At 54.0% G+C, this 16,863-nt stretch carries 14 protein-coding genes; 8 read left to right on the plus strand and 6 right to left on the minus strand.

Annotation, left to right across the window (positions count from 1 at the left end):
• The first annotated feature begins 4 nt into the window (after positions 1–4).
• Complete coding sequence (speD, locus tag QMZ30_RS05645; protein ID WP_039331288.1) at positions 5–814, plus strand: adenosylmethionine decarboxylase; 810 nt, start codon at positions 5–7, stop codon at positions 812–814.
• A 131-nt stretch (positions 815–945) separates the two neighbouring features.
• Here the strand turns inward: speD and QMZ30_RS05650 are convergent, their stop codons facing one another.
• From QMZ30_RS05650 to dtnK, 3 genes are read right to left on the minus strand one after another with little or no spacing between them, the layout of a single operon-like run.
• Complete coding sequence (locus tag QMZ30_RS05650; protein WP_039331290.1) at positions 946–1,707, minus strand: DeoR/GlpR family DNA-binding transcription regulator; 762 nt, start codon at positions 1,705–1,707, stop codon at positions 946–948.
• Between the two features lie 6 nt (positions 1,708–1,713).
• Positions 1,714–2,694, minus strand: a complete 981-nt coding sequence (locus QMZ30_RS05655; RefSeq protein ID WP_039331292.1) for a D-threonate 4-phosphate dehydrogenase — start codon at positions 2,692–2,694, stop codon at positions 1,714–1,716.
• Positions 2,687–3,958 carry a D-threonate kinase gene (dtnK, locus tag QMZ30_RS05660; RefSeq protein WP_283226666.1) on the minus strand — a complete coding sequence of 424 codons (1,272 nt, stop codon included), beginning with the start codon at positions 3,956–3,958 and terminating at the stop codon, positions 2,687–2,689. The genes QMZ30_RS05655 and dtnK overlap by 8 nt, the downstream gene beginning before the upstream one ends.
• Before the next feature lie 189 nt (positions 3,959–4,147).
• Between dtnK and QMZ30_RS05665 the strand changes: the two genes are divergently transcribed.
• The 6 genes from QMZ30_RS05665 (at position 4,148) to QMZ30_RS05690 (ending at position 11,318) form a co-directional block, all read left to right on the plus strand.
• Entirely contained in the window at positions 4,148–5,296 is a 1,149-nt protein-coding gene (locus QMZ30_RS05665; RefSeq protein WP_283226667.1) for an iron-containing alcohol dehydrogenase, read from the plus strand.
• Positions 5,297–5,313: 17 nt separating this feature from the next.
• Positions 5,314–6,198 carry a dihydrodipicolinate synthase family protein gene (locus tag QMZ30_RS05670; protein ID WP_283226668.1) on the plus strand — a complete coding sequence of 295 codons (885 nt, stop codon included), beginning with the start codon at positions 5,314–5,316 and terminating at the stop codon, positions 6,196–6,198.
• Between the two features lie 246 nt (positions 6,199–6,444).
• On the plus strand, positions 6,445–7,398 hold the full coding sequence (locus QMZ30_RS05675) for a phosphoglycerate dehydrogenase (RefSeq protein WP_283226669.1): 954 nt from the start codon (positions 6,445–6,447) through the stop codon (positions 7,396–7,398).
• A 152-nt stretch (positions 7,399–7,550) separates the two neighbouring features.
• Positions 7,551–8,870, plus strand: a complete 1,320-nt coding sequence (locus QMZ30_RS05680) for an MFS transporter (RefSeq protein WP_039331345.1) — start codon at positions 7,551–7,553, stop codon at positions 8,868–8,870.
• A gap of 70 nt (positions 8,871–8,940) precedes the next feature.
• Positions 8,941–10,278 carry an MFS transporter gene (locus tag QMZ30_RS05685; RefSeq protein ID WP_283226670.1) on the plus strand — a complete coding sequence of 446 codons (1,338 nt, stop codon included), beginning with the start codon at positions 8,941–8,943 and terminating at the stop codon, positions 10,276–10,278.
• Positions 10,275–11,318 carry a cyclase family protein gene (locus tag QMZ30_RS05690; RefSeq protein WP_283226671.1) on the plus strand — a complete coding sequence of 348 codons (1,044 nt, stop codon included), beginning with the start codon at positions 10,275–10,277 and terminating at the stop codon, positions 11,316–11,318. The genes QMZ30_RS05685 and QMZ30_RS05690 overlap by 4 nt, the downstream gene beginning before the upstream one ends.
• A 76-nt stretch (positions 11,319–11,394) precedes the next feature.
• On the opposite strand, the gene yacL is transcribed toward QMZ30_RS05690, so the two are convergent.
• From yacL to QMZ30_RS05705, 3 genes are all read right to left on the minus strand, one after another.
• Positions 11,395–11,757, minus strand: a complete 363-nt coding sequence (gene yacL / locus QMZ30_RS05695; RefSeq protein WP_039331304.1) for a protein YacL — start codon at positions 11,755–11,757, stop codon at positions 11,395–11,397.
• 163 nt (positions 11,758–11,920) lie between these two features.
• The gene (gene acnB / locus QMZ30_RS05700; RefSeq protein ID WP_283226672.1) at positions 11,921–14,518 is read right to left on the minus strand and encodes a bifunctional aconitate hydratase 2/2-methylisocitrate dehydratase; all 2,598 of its coding nucleotides are present in this window, start codon (positions 14,516–14,518) and stop codon (positions 11,921–11,923) included.
• Between the two features lie 237 nt (positions 14,519–14,755).
• Complete coding sequence (locus QMZ30_RS05705; RefSeq protein ID WP_283226673.1) at positions 14,756–15,751, minus strand: aldo/keto reductase; 996 nt, start codon at positions 15,749–15,751, stop codon at positions 14,756–14,758.
• Between the two features lie 98 nt (positions 15,752–15,849).
• Between QMZ30_RS05705 and QMZ30_RS05710 the strand changes: the two genes are divergently transcribed.
• Complete coding sequence (locus QMZ30_RS05710) at positions 15,850–16,758, plus strand: LysR family transcriptional regulator (RefSeq protein WP_283226674.1); 909 nt, start codon at positions 15,850–15,852, stop codon at positions 16,756–16,758.
• The last annotated feature ends 105 nt before the right edge of the window (positions 16,759–16,863 follow it).

The following is a 16,863-nucleotide window of genomic DNA, read 5'->3' on the forward strand; positions in this document are numbered from 1 at the left end:
GAAATTGCAAAAGCTAAAACTACACGGCTTCAATAATCTGACGAAAAGCCTGAGTTTTTGTATTTACGATATTTGCTACGCCAACAGCGAAGCCGAGCGTGATGGTTACATCGCGTATATTGATGAGCAATACAATGCCAACCGCCTCACGGAAATCCTGACGGAGACCTGTTCGATTATTGGCGCCAACGTGTTAAATATTGCGCGTCAGGATTATGAACCTCAGGGAGCCAGCGTCACGATTTTGGTGAGTGAGGAGCCGATCAATCCGCAGGATATTGATCAATCTGAAATCCCAGGTCCGTTGCCTAATTCGGTGGTTGCACACTTAGATAAAAGCCATATCTGCGTACACACCTATCCGGAAAGTCATCCTGAAGGGGGTTTATGTACTTTCCGCGCCGATATCGAAGTCTCCACTTGTGGCGTGATTTCACCGCTCAAAGCGTTGAATTACCTGATTCACCAGCTAGAATCTGACATCGTCACCATTGATTATCGCGTACGCGGTTTTACCCGCGATGTGAACGGCGTTAAGCACTTCATCGACCATGAGATCAATTCGATTCAGAACTTTATGTCCGAAGATATGAAGGCAATGTACGACATGGTGGATGTGAACGTTTATCAGGAAAATATCTTCCACACCAAGATGTTGCTGAAGGAATTTGACCTGAAATATTATCTGTTCAACACCAAGCCTGAAGAGCTGAGTCCACAGGAACACAAGCGGATTACCAATCTGCTGTGGAAAGAGATGCGTGAGATTTATTACGGCCGCAATATTCCGGCGACGGGGTTGAAGCTGTTGTAATTCGGTGCGTGCTAATACCCTCACCCCGCCTCTCTCCCAATGGGAGAGGGAGTAAAACGTGTGAAATTTGGCATGTTCTGCGGGCGGTCCCCTCGCCCGCTTGCGGGAGAGGGTTAGGGTGAGGGAAATAGTCAGGCAGTCAGTTGCAGCCCTATCCCGCGCTCGCGCAGGTCGCGGCACACCACTTCATCCAGGCGGGCATCGGTCACCACATCGGTCAGGCTATCAATCGGCGCGGCGCAATACAGCGACCAGGAGCCATACTTACTGCTATCCGCCAGCAAAATCCGGCGACGTGCATTGGCCAGCAGATCCATCTTCAGCCCGGCTTTATCTTCCGTTGGCGTGGTAATACCGCGTTCGATACTCCACGAGTTACAGCTGACAAAAGCAATATCCGGATTAATGCTGCGTAGCAGACGGCGACCGTGCTCCCCAATGCAAGACTGGCTGGAATCATCAATACGGCCACCAATAATGGTGGTTTCAATCTGCTTGAATTCAGACAGGAATAACGCGATATGCAGGTCTGCGGTGATGACGCGCAACTGCAGATGGGTCAATTGACGCGCCAGCTCCAGCATGGTGGTGCCCGCATCCAGCACCACAGAATCGCCCGTCTTCACATAGCTGGCGGCAAACTGCGCGATGGCTTGCTTCTCGGCCAGATTACGCTGCATCTTCTCCAGCGTGGTGGGCTGAGCAGGAATGAAGCGATTAAGCGTCACACCGCCATGACTACGGCTAATGACGCCTTCCTTGTCGAGCTTGATCAGATCGCGGCGGATCGTTGCAGGCGAGGCAGAAATCGCACTCACCAGCTGTTCTACAGTGACCAGATTATGACTTTTCAAATAGTCCATAATCTGGTCGAGACGGCTTTGTCCCTTCATATTTCCCTATGCTAGCTGCATCGCGAGTTTAATGGAGATCGCCATGCTCGCAGAGTTCGCTTTACCTGTCCAGGCGATATCAAACGCCGTGCCATGGTCCGCCGAAGTACGGATAAACGGCAGTCCCGCAGTGATGTTCACGCCGTCATAAAAGCCTAATAGTTTCAGTGGGATATGACCTTGATCGTGATACATCGCCACCACCATATCGTACTGCCCCTGCTGACACTGCAGGAACACGGTATCCGGCGGACAAGGGCCATAGACATCAATCCCCTTCTCTTTCATCACTTTGATCGCTGGCGCCACAGTGGTGATCTCTTCATCACCAAACAGACCGTTCTCACCCGCATGCGGGTTCACACCGGCCACGGCAATACGAGGATTGTCAAAGCCGACGCGGCGCAGGAAACTATCCGCCATACCAATTACCGTCTGAATACGTTCGCCGTTCAGGGTGTCGAGGAACTTACGCAGCGCAATGTGGGTGGTCACGTGAATCACCTTGAGGTGATCGGTATAAAGCACCATGGCATAATTTTTAGTGTTAGTGAGTTGCGCCAACAGCTCAGTGTGCCCCGGATAAATATGCCCTGCTGAGTGCAGCGCTTCTTTATTCAGCGGTGCTGTGGCAATCGCATGGACGTCACCCGCCAGCGCCAGTTCGGTGGCACGCTTCACACAGCGCCAGGCCAAATCGCCCGCTTCTTTCTGCACGACACCTGGCTTAAGGGCTTCAGGATTTGCCAGAGGTTCGTCAATCACGTTAATAATGCCGGGTGCAAAATGCGCATCTTTCACCTGATCCAGCACGCGCAGTTCAGCCTGCGGCGTAATGTTCAATCCCATCACCCGACGCAGCGTGCTGGCGCAGCCGATGACCACCGCGGGAATGCCCGCCAGCTCACCTTCTGCTAACGCTTTAATGATGATCTCCGGGCTGATGCCCGCCGGATCGCCCATGGTCACCGCAATAATTTTATTCACTCGACTTCTCCTCAATGAAACGGATGGCTTCTACCAGGGTGTTTTCGTCGCCAAAGCCACCCGCTTTGGTCATCACCGGCAGGTGTAATTCGCTATTTAGCAGAACCCCGTGCGGCACGCAGCCGGCCACCAGGCCCTGAATCTGGAAACCGCTGGCGCCCAGCGCCTGTGCTACGGCAATGGCAACGTCGCCGCCAGAAAGATACAAACCGGCAGGCAACCCATGTCGGCATACCTTGCTGGTCAACTGCGCCAGGAACTGGCAAATGCGTTCACCTAATTCCTGGCGTGAAACCTGATGCTGCTGGCAGAGCTGTTCAATATCGTGACGCTGATCGGCATGCTGTGTGGTGCGTACTACACAGTGCGCACCGGCACTTATTGCTTGTTGCATGGCCTGTTGCCACTCGTTAGCTTGCGGCCATGCAGGCTGCGCAAACAGCTGGCGGATATCGATGTCGATAATGCGGATCGCGCGCTGAGTAGCGAGACGGGCAATCTGCTGCTGGGCAATCGCACTCATCGACCCCACCACCGCTAACACCGGCCTTGCCGGACGTGCAGCCAGATACTCTCCCAGCGCGTCGCCCAGTCCCGATGCGCCCGCCAGTAGCGGTCTGATGGGCAAGGTCGCTGCTGCCGCCATCAGTAACGCGATGTCCGCATCCTGTTCGGCATCCACCACCACCAGTCCCTGTTTAGTGGCGAGAATCTGTGCCAGTTGACCACTGCGTACGGTGGCCAGATCGAGCGTTTCGCCCGCCATTTCACTCTGCATTTGTAGCCGGGTCAGCACATGGCTGCTGGTGACGGGCGTTTTAGGGTCGCTGGCAAATTCGGTATCGGTCAGGCGCTGCTGATTGATCCACACCTCTCCCTCACGGGTGGTGCGTCCCAACTTAGGTACCGCAGGCACCACCAGCGCCAGAGTTTTTCCGCTGGCTGTTAATGCCGCTTCAATTTCAGCGCCTGGATTGCCGCGCAGTGTGGAGTCGATCTTTTTAAACAGCCAACCATCCTGGGCAATCGCCTGATGCTGCTGTACGGCGAGCGTTGTACGATGCGCAGCATCTGCAGCGCTCACCGCTCGGCTATCGGTGCTGATCACCAGTACATCCGCATTGTTGGCATCATGTGGCGTGCTGCTATCAAACAGCACATGCACTTTTGCGCCTGCTCGCGCCAATCCGCTACCGGCATCATTAGCCCCGGTAAAATCATCGGCGATCACTAAGACTGGCGTTTTCCATGGCTGTGAAGTCATTCTCTTTCCTCTGCCGGCAGCTCGCCGTGTTGAGATTGATTATATTCAATCATGATTGATTATATGTGAGCAAGATCAAATTATTTGAAATCAATTTGCCCTATAAATTTAGGCACTGTAGTGACAGAACCTGCACTGATTGAGCAAAGTTAATCATTCAGTACGAAAAAACCGTAATAAGGGTATGAAATGAATATCAACAGCACCGTGATCAGTGGCTTTCAGGCGCTTAATGACCTTAGCTATTTGCTGCAAGGTAAAGAAAAAGCGCTTCTGGTAACCGATAAGAATATTGAAGGCATTCCAGCGGTTCAGACGCTGATCGCGCAGCTGAAGCAGCAGATCAGCAGTTTAAGCATTGTAAACAGCGTCCCACCAGAACCGAGCCAGCATGATGTTGCTGCCATTGTTGCTGCGTTGCCCTCTACAGATGTGGACCTGGTGATCGGTGTTGGCGGCGGCAGCGTGCTGGATGTCGCAAAACTGTTGTCGATCCTGTGCGTTGACGGCGCCCCCACGCTGGATGCGCTGCTGGCCGGTGAAAAACCACAAACTCGTACCACATCCCTGTTGATCCCGACCACCGCGGGTACGGGGTCGGAAGCCACACCTAATGCGATCCTGGCGATCCCTGAGAAAGAGACAAAAGTAGGCATTATCACCCCGGTGATGCTGCCGGATTATGTCGCACTGGTCCCCGAACTGACCACCAGCATGCCGCCACACATCGCCTCTTCAACCGGTATCGATGCGTTGTGCCACCTGATCGAGTGCTTTACCGCCACCGTATCCAACCCGGTGAGTGACAACTATGCGCTGATCGGCATGAAAAAGCTGTTCGCCAGTCTTGAGACCACCATTGCCGAGCCGGGCAACCTTGAGGCGCGCCTAAATATGCTGTGGGCCTCCTATTATGGCGGCGCGTCCATTGCTCATGCCGGGACGCATCTGGTTCATGCGATGTCTTATCCGCTGGGCGGCAAATATCACCTGCCACATGGCGTGGCGAATGCCATCCTGCTGGCCCCTTGCATGCGCTTCGTCCGCCCTGCTGCGGTGAGCAAATTCGCGCAAGCCTACGATTTACTGCCAGATGCCGATGCCACACTGGATGAAGAAGCCAAATCTCACGCGCTGGTGGAGTATTTCGCCGCGCTGGTGAAGCGTCTCAAATTACCGGCCAGTCTGGAAGAACTGGGCATTGGTCCAGATCACCTGCCGTATCTGGTTGAAGCCGCGCTCGACGTGCAGCGTCTGATGAAGAATGTGCCGATGAAAGTCAGCGCCGATGACGTGAGAAACGTCTACCTGACGCTGTTTCCGGCTTTGAATCACTAAGGATTAATGAGGGAATCATGAGCAAGAAAATTCAGGGCGTATTAACCGCCATTGTCACCACCTTTGATAGCGAAGGTGCATTCAACCCAGCCGCGCAACGCGTGCAGGTACAACGCCAACTGAGCGCAGGCAACGGTATTTTTTGCGGCGGCACCAACGGTGAATTCTTCGTGCTGAACGAGCAGGAGAAACTGGCGGTGACGGAAACCTGCGTCGATGAAGTGAACGGCGCGGCACCGGTTGTGGCGCACATTGGTGAGATCTCCACCCGTGAGACCATCCGTCTGGGCAAGCAAATTGCCAAACTGGGCGTCGATGCCGTTTCAGTGATCACACCCTATTTCGTGCCACTGAAGCAGGAAGAGTTGATCGCTCACTACCGTGCAGTAGCGGATGCGATTGATGTGCCGCTTTATCTGTACAACATCCCTGCGCGTACCGGCAACACCCTGCAGCCGGAAACCGTGCGTACGCTGGCCGCGCACCCGAACATCATCGGTATTAAAGACAGCGCAGGCAGCTACGAAAGCCTGAGCGGTTTCCTGCAAGCAGCGGAAGGCATGGAGAACTTTAACGTGCTGACGGGTCCAGACTCGTTGATCCATCGCGGCTTTGTCGAAGGCTGCACCGCCTGTATTTCTGGCCTGGCCAACGTGGCACCGAAAGAGATCAACGCCATCTGGGCACGTTTCCACGCGGGCGATATTGAAGGTTCACGCCAGGCGCAAGAGAACATCACCGGTCTGCGTACCGATCTCTACAGCGTTGGTTTTCCACCGGCCACCGTGAAGCGTGCGGTTTCGCTGCTGGGCTCTGATGTGGGTAACAGCCGCTATGCGGTGAGCTTCTCTGCCGAAGAAGAGCAGAAGATCCGCCAGATCGTGAATCAGTATTTGCAGTAATGATTTTGGGCAGTCTTTTTGCCTTTTTACCACCTAAATACCCTAAATAATTCGAGCTGCAGGACAAATATGCCGCAGGCTTATTTGAACAGCGCTAGCGCTGGCCCGTAGGGTGAGGCTTTAGCCGAATCACGAGGCAAGTGAGTTAATCCCCAGGAGCTTACTGAAGTAAGTGACTGGGGTTAGCTCACGCAGCCAACGCACCTGCAGCTTGAAGTATGACGGGTATTAACACCGGGAAGAATCATGAAAGTCATCTGTACCTCACCTTCATTCGCCAAATACGACGCTGCACCCATCGACACCCTGCAGCAGCACGGTTTTGAGCTGATTACCCTGCCCGCTGATGCACCGCTCAGCGCGCTGGAACCGCATCTGCCCGATACCGTGGCGATGATCGTTGCGTTCACTGACGTCAACGAAGCACTGCTGGAGAAAGCGCCACAACTGAAGATCGTGTGTAAGCACGGCGTTGGCGTTGACAACATCAATCTGGATGCCACCCGCGCGCGCGGCATTTATGTCACCAACGTGCCGGATGCCAATAAACATGCGGTGGCTGACTTTGCCTTTGCGCTGATCCTCAACAGCGCGCGCCAGATTACTCAGGCGGCCATTGAAACCCGCGCGGGCAACTGGCCACGCATCTTTGCCACCGACGTGTATGGCAAGACGTTAGGCATTATCGGCCTTGGCAATATTGGCAAGCAGGTGGCGTTGCGCGCCAAAGGTTTCAACATGCGCGTTATCGCTTTTGATTTTTATCCGGATGAGAAATTCGCCGCAGAACACGGTATCGAATTTGTCAGTCTCGACCAACTGACTGAAAGCAGTGATTTTATCACGCTGCATAAGCCGCTCACCGATAAAACCCAAAACCTGTTTGATGCTGCGCGCATCAAGCGCATGAAGAAAAGCGCTTTCCTGATCAACGCGTCACGCGGTGGCATCGTTAATGAGCAGGATCTCTATCAGGCGTTGCTGGATAACGTGATTGCCGGCGCGGCTGCCGATGTATTCGAACAGGAGCCGCTGGCGGAACACCCGCTGTTTACGCTGAGCAACTTTATCCCTACCTCGCATATCGCGGGATATACCGACGGTGCCATCAGCGCTATTGGTGAACGCTGCGTGATGCAAATAGTGCAGTGCATTAAACAGGGCGAACGCCCAATAAATATCATGAACGGGCTGGATTAACTTTTTCAAAATCCTATTTAATCCATTTTATATCCCAAGTCATTGGTGCTGTAGCAGGACGGCGAATTAAATCATCTCCAGTAAGTGACTGGGGTGGATGAATGCAGCCAACGCTGCTACAGCACGAAGGACGCCGGGAAGGTGAAAATAATATGAATAACACCTCTCGCTCTACTCGCATTCGCTGGTGGATTGCAGGCCTGATGTGGCTGGCAATCGCCATTAATTATATTGACCGAACTGTACTCTCTGCGGCCGCACCGCACCTGATTAAAGAACTCGATATTAACCCAGAGATGATGGGTTTTATTATGGCGGCATTTTTCTGGTCCTATGCACTCTTGCAGATCCCGGCAGGCTGGTTCGCCGATCGCTTTGGGCAGAAAAAAGGTTTGGGTATTGCTGTTGCGTGGTGGTCGATTGCCACCATGGCGATGGGCTTGGCGACCGGCTTTAAATCCCTGCTGGCGCTGCGTTTAGCGTTGGGCGTCGGTGAAGCCGCGGCTTACCCGAGCAACGCCGGTATCACCGCGCGCTGGTTCCCGGACCGCGAACGTGCCACGGTTTCAGGCCTGTTCGACAGCGCATCGAAGTTTGGTGGTGCCGTTGCCATGCCGTTGATCGTGTTTATGATCGCCATGTTCGACTGGCGCATCACCTTCCTGGTGATTGGTTCACTCGGTGTGTTCTGGGTGATCGCCTGGTACTTCATCTATTCCGAGAACCCGGAAGATCATAAATCGATCAGCCAGGATGAAGTGCGATTCATTCGTGATGGCCAGGCGCAGAAACACGGCGATAAAAGCGTGAAACCGATGAAGTGGTATAAGCTGCTGCGCTACCGCAATATCTGGGCGATGTGCATTGGCTTCTTCACCATTAACTACACCTCTTACTTCTTTATCACCTGGCTGCCAACTTACCTGGTGAAAGATAAAGGCATGGATTTCCTCAAAATGGGGATGGTCGCTGCACTGCCACTGATTTGCGGCATGGTGATTGAAGTGCTGGCAGGTTGGGCATCCGATCGCATGGTGCACAATAAAGTCCTGTCACTGACCGCCACCCGTAAGCTGTTCCTGACCATCGGTCTGCTGATGGCACTGTGTATCGGTTTTGCGCCGTTCACGGATTCCGTGTTTATGACCGTGCTGCTGCTGTGTATCGCCAAATCCGGCACCACGGTAGCGGCCTCTCAGGTCTGGGCTCTTCCAGGTGATGTGGCACCACAAAACAGCGTGTCGATTGTCGCGGGCCTGCAGAATACCGTCTCAAACATGGGCGGCGCAGTCGGCCCAATTATTACCGGCGCTATCGTTGGCGCAACCGGCCACTTTACCTGGGCACTGGTGTTCTCTGCCGTGCTGGTGGTGATTGGTATTCTTAACTACCTGTTCCTGATGGGCAAAGTTGAACCTATCGTGGATGAGGAGCAGGTGCATCATTCACATTCCGTTGTGAGCGGCGCGTAAGTGCCAAACCTGCCGCATCGTCCTGATGCGGCGTTTCCCCTACAGAAAATAAAAAACAATTGGAGGCGACATGTCGCTGAATTCCAATGGATCACCTGCTGCAATTCAGGCAAGTAAAGCGAAAGGGAAATTTCGTTTCGTCATTCTCACGGTGCTGTCCGTCGGCATCGCCATTAACTATATCGATCGCGCCGCCATGAGTGTCGCCATGCCGTTTATGAGTCAGGAGTTGCACTTCTCGCCCACTGACAGCGGCTTGTTACTCTCGGCGTTTTTCTGGAGCTATGTGCTGTTCCAACTGCCCGGCGGCTGGTTAGTCGATAAGCTGGGTCCCCGCATCACTTTTGCAGTCAGCAGCCTTGGCTGGGGCTTGGCCACGGCAGCCTGTGGCCTTGCCAGTTCGATTGCGGCGCTGGTGGGTTTCCGGTTTGTGCTGGGCGCAGTGGAAGCCCCCAGCTACCCCGCCAGCTCCTCAACGGTGACGCGCTGGTTCCCGCGCCAGGAGCGCAGTTTCGCCGCTGCCACCTTTAACAACGGCAGTAAAATCGGCGGCACGCTGGCGATTCCAATTATCTCCTTCATGATTGCCCTGGTCGGCTGGCGCATGACGTTTGTCATTTCGGGCGTGGTGGCGGTGGTTTGGGCGCTGGCCTGGTATCTGTGGTATCGCGATCCGCGCGATCATAAAACCGTTTCACGTGAAGAAGTCGAATTTATTGAGGCGAATCAGGATCCCCAAACCGGAGAACCGATGAGCGTGCGGCAGCTGCTGGGCCAGCGCGCCGTGCAGGCGATGATGGCAGGCTTCTTCTGCATCAACTTTGTTTCTTACTTCTTCTTCACCTGGTTCCCCACCTATTTAGTGGAAACCTTCCATCTGTCACTGATGAAGTTTGGCTTACTGGGCATGCTGCCAGGACTGGCGGCGATTGTCGGCGGCTGGTGCGGCGGGTTGCTATCTGATTCCCTGGTGCGTCGCGGTTATTCCCTCAGCGTGGCCCGCAAGATCCCGCTGGTGGGCGGCATGCTGGGCAGTGCCACCATCGGCCTGGCGGCGTTTTCACCGACGGTGGGATTAGCGCTGGCGGCACTCTGTTTTGCGAACTTCGCCGCCACCTTTGCCTCCGCAGCCTTGTGGGCGCTGCCTTCTGATGTCGCGCCGAACCGCGCTAACGTGGCAACCATTGGCGGTATTCAGAACATGGCCGCCAATCTGGCTGGCATTATTTCGCCAGTGATGATCGGCGTGATCATGCAGTACACCCACTCCTTTGTCATCCCGCTGGAGATTGCCGGTGTGATTGGTGTGGTCGGTGCATTGATTTATGCCTTCTGGTTACCGCGTGTGCAGCCGATGGGCATGGACACCGCTGCCGCACTGGATGGAAATTTAAGGAGAGAAGTATGAATCCTCGCTGGAAGCAACGCCCGGCACACTCGACCTGGGGCGATTTTGGCCCGGACGATCAGCTGGGTCGGCTGAATCTGCTGACTGCGCAGAAGGTGCTGGAAGGGGTGAAGGAAGTCAAAATCGGACAGACTTTCTGCCTGAGTTTACCGCTTGATTTACCGGGTGGGACGGCGATGAATCCACGTCGCCCACCACCGCAACTCAATGCCACGCGACGCGGCGAGCACGCCAACATGACCTATCCGCTATCGCGTGATAATCCGTTGCTCACTGATGTGATCTGCGATGATACCGTGACCCTGGCGCTGCAATACTCGACCCAGTGGGACAGTCTGGCGCACATGGGACAGTGGTTTGACGTTAACGGCAACGGCGAACCGGAGATGGTGTTCTACAACGGCTATAAGGCAAATGTGGATATCGTCGGTGAAACCGATTATCGCGGCGGCTGCGGCTGCGATCACGGCAGTCATTTAGGGGCCAGGAAACTCGGCATTGAGAATGTGGCGCAGCACGGCATGCAGGGCCGCGCGGTGATGATTGATATCAAGCGCCATTTCGGTACTGAACGGTTTGCCTTTGGTTATCAGCATCTGCAACAGATTCTGCAAGCGGATGCGATTGACGTCCGTCCTGGCGATATGGTCTGTTTCCGCACCGGCATGGATGAAGCGATTTTGGCCATGCAGGGTGAGCCAGATATGACCTTCCTCAACAGCCATTTTGCCGGACTTGATGGCAGCGATGAACAACTGCGCAATTGGGTGGTGGAGAGTGGTGTGGTGGCATTGATTGCCGATAACCCGGCGGTAGAAATTTTACCGGCGCGCCCGATGAACGATGATTTTTATCCGTCTCATCCATTGCATGATTTATGCCTGTTCCGTTTGGGCGTATATCTCGGCGAGCTGATGTTGCTAAGCCCGCTGGCAGACTGGCTGGCACAGCATCAGCGCCATGCGTTTCTGCTCACTGCACCGCCGCTGCGTTTACCTGGCGCGGTAGGATCGCCCGCCACGCCGATTGCCACGGTGTAAACCCATCAACCAGGTCGCCATAAATGACGCCCCTACAAAATCGACGTAGGGTTGCCATTTATGGCGACCTAACCATTTATTTGCCCGCCATAAATTGCCGATATGCCGCGATCACCGCGAGGAAATCTTCCACTCCGCAAAATGACAGGCTCTCTTCGTCGTAATAGGTCATCCCTTCTTCGATACCGTCATCTTCCAGCGCCAGCTGGTTGGCGCGGATCATCACCTCTTCCTCATCCAGCCAGATCGTGTACTCGTGTCCGACACGCTGCCACTGGTTGATGGTGCCCTTCACCTCGCGAGCCGCGACCTCGACCTCATCCAACAGGGCCAAATTATCTTTCACTTCTTCGTTGAACCAGTGCCCCACCGCTTCGTGGTCCATCGACATACGGACTTTGACCTGACCCGTCAAATCACGCAGAAATTCATACTCCATGTTGGCCTCATGCTGACTGATAGCACCGATATCGTGCATTTTGTGCGCTAAGCACGCAATTTAGTGGGATCGCGGTCGCATTATGCCAGGAGACGACTCAGGAAAAAAGCGCATAAAAAAAGGGACGATTCACATCGCCCCTTTTTCTCATTCCTACCGCCGATTAAACTGCGGTCTGGAAGATCACACCATCCGCTTTCTCAGTGTACTGACCGAGTTGGTCAAAGTTGAGGTAGCGGTAGGTATCAGCCGCCGTCTTATCAACCTGCACCATGAACTGCTGGTACTCGTCTGGGGTTGGCAGTTTGCCGAGCAGTGAAGCCACTGCCGCCAGTTCTGCTGACGCCAGGAAGACGTTCGCGCCGGTACCCAAACGGTTCGGGAAGTTACGGGTTGAGGTGGAAACCACCGTTGCACCGTCTTTCACGCGCGCCTGGTTACCCATGCACAGTGAACAACCGGGGATTTCGATACGCGCACCACTTTTACCAAAGACGCTGTAGTAGCCCTCTTCAGTCAGCTGTGCGGCATCCATCTTAGTTGGCGGCGCAACCCACAGGCGAGTTGGCAACTGACCTTTGTGCGCATCCAGCAGTTTACCTGCTGCACGGAAGTGACCGATGTTGGTCATGCAAGAACCGATAAACACTTCATCGATCTTCTCACCCTGCACATCAGACAACCAGCGCGCATCATCTGGGTCGTTCGGCGCACACAGAATTGGCTCTTTGATTTCTGCCAGATCGATCTCGATCACCGCAGCGTATTCCGCATCCGCATCGCCTTCCAGCAATTGCGGGTCCGCCAGCCATTTCTGCATGCCTTCAACGCGGCGCTCCAGCGTACGACGATCGCCATATCCTTCAGAGATCATCCACTTCAGCAGCACGATGTTTGAGTTCAGATACTCAATAATCGGCTCCTGATCCAGCTTGATGGTACAACCTGCAGCAGAACGCTCAGCAGACGCATCGGTTAGTTCGAATGCCTGCTCAACTTTGAGTTTTGGCAGACCTTCAATTTCCAGCACGCGGCCAGAGAAGATGTTTTTCTTCCCTTTCTTCTCAACGGTCAGCAAGCCCGCTTTAATCGCATACAGTGGGATTGCATGCACCAGATCACGCAGAGTGATACCCGGTTGCATTTCACCCTTAAAGCGCACCAGTACGGACTCAGGCATATCCAGTGGCATCACGCCGGTAGCAGCAGCAAACGCCACCAGACCTGAACCCGCCGGGAAGGAGATACCGATTGGGAAACGGGTATGTGAGTCACCACCGGTACCAACGGTATCTGGCAGCAGCATACGGTTCAGCCAGCTGTGGATAACGCCATCGCCCGGACGCAGTGAGACACCACCACGGTTCATGATGAAGTCAGGCAGCGTGTGGTGAGTGGTCACGTCAACCGGCTTCGGATAAGCGGCGGTATGACAGAATGACTGCATCACCAGATCAGAAGAGAAGCCCAGGCACGCCAGGTCTTTCAGTTCATCACGGGTCATTGGACCGGTGGTATCCTGAGAACCCACCGAGGTCATTTTCGGCTCGCAGTATGCGCCAGGACGAATCCCTTCTACGCCGCACGCACGACCAACCATTTTCTGCGCTAGCGAGTAACCACGGGTGCTGGCAGCCACATCTTTGGCTTTTACAAACACATCGCTGTGCGGCAGACCCAGCGACTCTCGCGCTTTGGTGGTCAGGCCACGACCGATGATCAGTGGAATACGGCCACCGGCACGCACTTCATCCAGCAGGACTTCGGTCTTCAGCTCGAAGCTCGCCAGCAGTTCGTTGGTTTCATGATTGCGCACTTCACCTTTGTACGGGTAAACGTCAATCACATCGCCCATTTCCAGACGATCAACGTCGACTTCGATCGGCAGCGCGCCAGCATCTTCCATGGTGTTAAAGAAGATAGGTGCAATTTTACCGCCGAGACACAGGCCGCCGCCTTTTTTGTTTGGCACGTACGGAATGTCATCGCCCATGAACCACAACACCGAGTTGGTGGCGGATTTACGGGAAGAACCGGTGCCGACCACGTCACCGACGTACGTCAGCGGGAAGCCTTTTTTCTGCAATGCTTCGATCTGTTTGATCGGGCCAATGTTACCAGCATCGTCGGGTTCGATACCTTCACGGGCGTTTTTCAACATCGCCAGCGCGTGCAGTGGAATATCCGGGCGAGACCATGCATCCGGTGCCGGAGAGAGGTCATCGGTGTTGGTTTCGCCGGTCACTTTAAACACGGTGGTGGTAATTTTTTCTGCCAACTTAGGACGCTTGAGGAACCACTCTGCATCAGCCCATGACTGGATGATTTTTTTCGCGTGTGGGTTACCTGCTTTGGCTTTCTCTTCGACGTCGTAGAAGTTATCGAACATCAGCAGCGTATGGGACAGGGCTTCTGCGGCAATTGGGGCCAGCGCTTCATCATCCAGTGCTTCAATTAACGCATGAATGTTATAACCGCCTTGCATGGTACCCAGCAGTTCAACTGCTTTTTCGCGAGTTACCAGAGGAGAGAGGGCTTCGCCCTTAGTGACAGCTGCCAGGAAACCGGCTTTAACATACGCCGCTTCATCAACACCTGGCGGGACACGATTGACCAATAAGTCGGTCAGGAATTCTTCTTCACCCGCTGGCGGGTTTTTCAGCAGTTCAACCAGCGCGGCCATTTGGGATGCATCTAACGGCTTAGGTACGATTCCCTGGGCTGCACGCTCGGCAACGTGCTTACGGTATTCTTCTAGCACGACGTTCTCCTCGCTCTCATTGTATAGCTTTCCGGTGCACCCCTTGAGCTGTCAAACAGTAGGGTGAGGTGCCCGGTTCCGCGTCGGCCAGCATAGCAGCATTTCGGCTGATTGTTAATCTGTTTACAAAAAAGCAACATCCGCGCGTTAATTAGCAGATTTATCTGCCTGTTGAGCGGGATCACATAAAAAAAGCAGGCAACAGGTGCCTGCATTTGATCAGTGCGGAGAGAAGGATTAGCGATCGACCATGCTGAATTCGTTGGCGGTGTAGCGCTCGCCTTGAATATTTTTCGCATCAAACAGCGCATCCAGCGCCGTGATATCCGCTGCTTGCAACACCAATGACGCCGCAGCACAGTTTTGTTCCAGATTAGCAATTTTGCTGGCACCTGGAATCGGCACAATATCATCACCTTTCGCCAGTACCCATGCCAGCGCCAACTGTGCCGCCGTGGCGTCATAACCTGCAGCCATCTCTGATAACTGGTTCACCAACTTTTGGTTATGTGCCTGTGCATCCTGCTGGAAACGCGGTAATCCGCGACGAAAATCATCCTCTGCCAGCGTGGCTGCGGCCGGGAATTTTCCGGTGAGGAAGCCACGACCCAGTGGACTGTAAGGTACAAATCCAATATTGAGTTCACGGCAGGTGGCTAAAATCTCTTGTTCAGGATCGCGTGTCCACAGCGAATATTCACTCTGCAAAGCCGAAATAGGATGCACTGACTGTGCCCGACGCAACGTGGCAGAGGAGACTTCGGACAATCCGAGATATTTCACTTTGCCTTCCCGCACCAGATCGGCCATCACACCGACAACCTCTTCAATCGGCACGGCGGGATCAATACGGTGCTGGTACAGCAGTTCAATGGTTTCAACTCCGAGTCGCTGTAACGATCCTTCCACTGCACGGCGAATATGCGCCGGTTCGCTGTTTGCTCCGGTAATGCGCTCCCAGCCCTCTCCCTGCTCAGTAATGCGAAAACCAAATTTGGTCGCCACTTTAATATCGTGACGTCCCTTAATCGCTTTCGCCAGCAGTGTCTCATTAGTGAAAGGACCGTAAACTTCTGCGGTATCGAGGAAATTCACCCCCAGCTCAAACGCCCTTGCCAGTGTATCCAGCGCCTGTTTTTCATCATTTTGCCCATAGGCGAAACTCATGCCCATGCAGCCCAAACCCAGTGCTGAAACCGTTAATCCCTGATTGCCCAATTGACGCTGTTGCATTGTTCCATCCTCTTTGCTTTCGGTGTTAATGTTATAAACCTCAGCAATCACCACAACAATTGCGCTATTTTCGTTGATTTAGTGAGTAAAACTCAGCAATGAATAAATACCGAGCCACCCTGCAGGAACTGGAGATGTTTGCCGCAATTGCGCAACATCTCAGTTTTCGCAAAGCCGCCGAGGAACGCAACGTCACGCCCTCCAGCTTGAGCCATGCCATGCGGCATTTTGAAGCGCGCCTGGGCGTCCGCTTACTCACGCGCACCACGCGCAAAGTCGCGCTGACCACAGCAGGCGAGCGCTTTTTGCTGCGCATTCAGCCCGCGTTAGCCGATTTGTCGCAGGCGGTGGATGAGTTGAATGACTGGCGTGAAGAACCGGGCGGGATACTGCGTATCAGTATGCCGCGATCAGCAGAAGCGCTGTTCTTCCCGTCTTTGATACTGCCGTTTGTGCAACGCTATCCCGAGATTACGCTGGAGATCGACAGCAATGATGCGTTGGTAGATATCGTGGAAGCGGGCTTTGATGCCGGTGTACGCTATGGTGACGTGCTGGCGCAGGACATGATCGCCGTACCCTTTGGCCACCCCATGCGCGCGCTGGCCGTCGCCAGCCCGGATTTCCTTGCTCAGCATGGCATCCCCCAATCCCCTGCCGAGTTATTACACTTCCCCTGCATTGAGCGACGCTTTCCCAGCGGGCGGCGTTATCGTTGGGAATTTTGGCAGGACGGCCGTAAACAGGAAGTCGCGGTAAAAGGCTCGCTGGTACTGGACAATAATGATCGCATTCTACAGGCAGCACGGGCTGGATTGGGCATTGCCTTTCTGCATCAGGATGCCGTCAATAATGCGCTGGCGAGTAGAGAGTTAATTGAAATTCTCGCTGAATATACGCAAGTTGAAGAGGGATTCTGGCTTTACTACCCCAGCAGGAAATATATTTCAGCGCCACTCAGGCATTTTATCGACTGGATAAAAAATAACGAAAGCATATTAAGATAAATATTTAAAAAAACAAATAACAGAAACCACTAACAATGAAGCAATAAATTAAAAATAAACAAAATGGATGCGTGAAATACAAATAAAATCGCGTAGACTGCCTGC

The organism is Pantoea sp. EA-12 (assembly GCF_030053355.1).
GTDB classification, from domain to species: Bacteria; Pseudomonadota; Gammaproteobacteria; order Enterobacterales; family Enterobacteriaceae; genus Pantoea; species Pantoea vagans_C.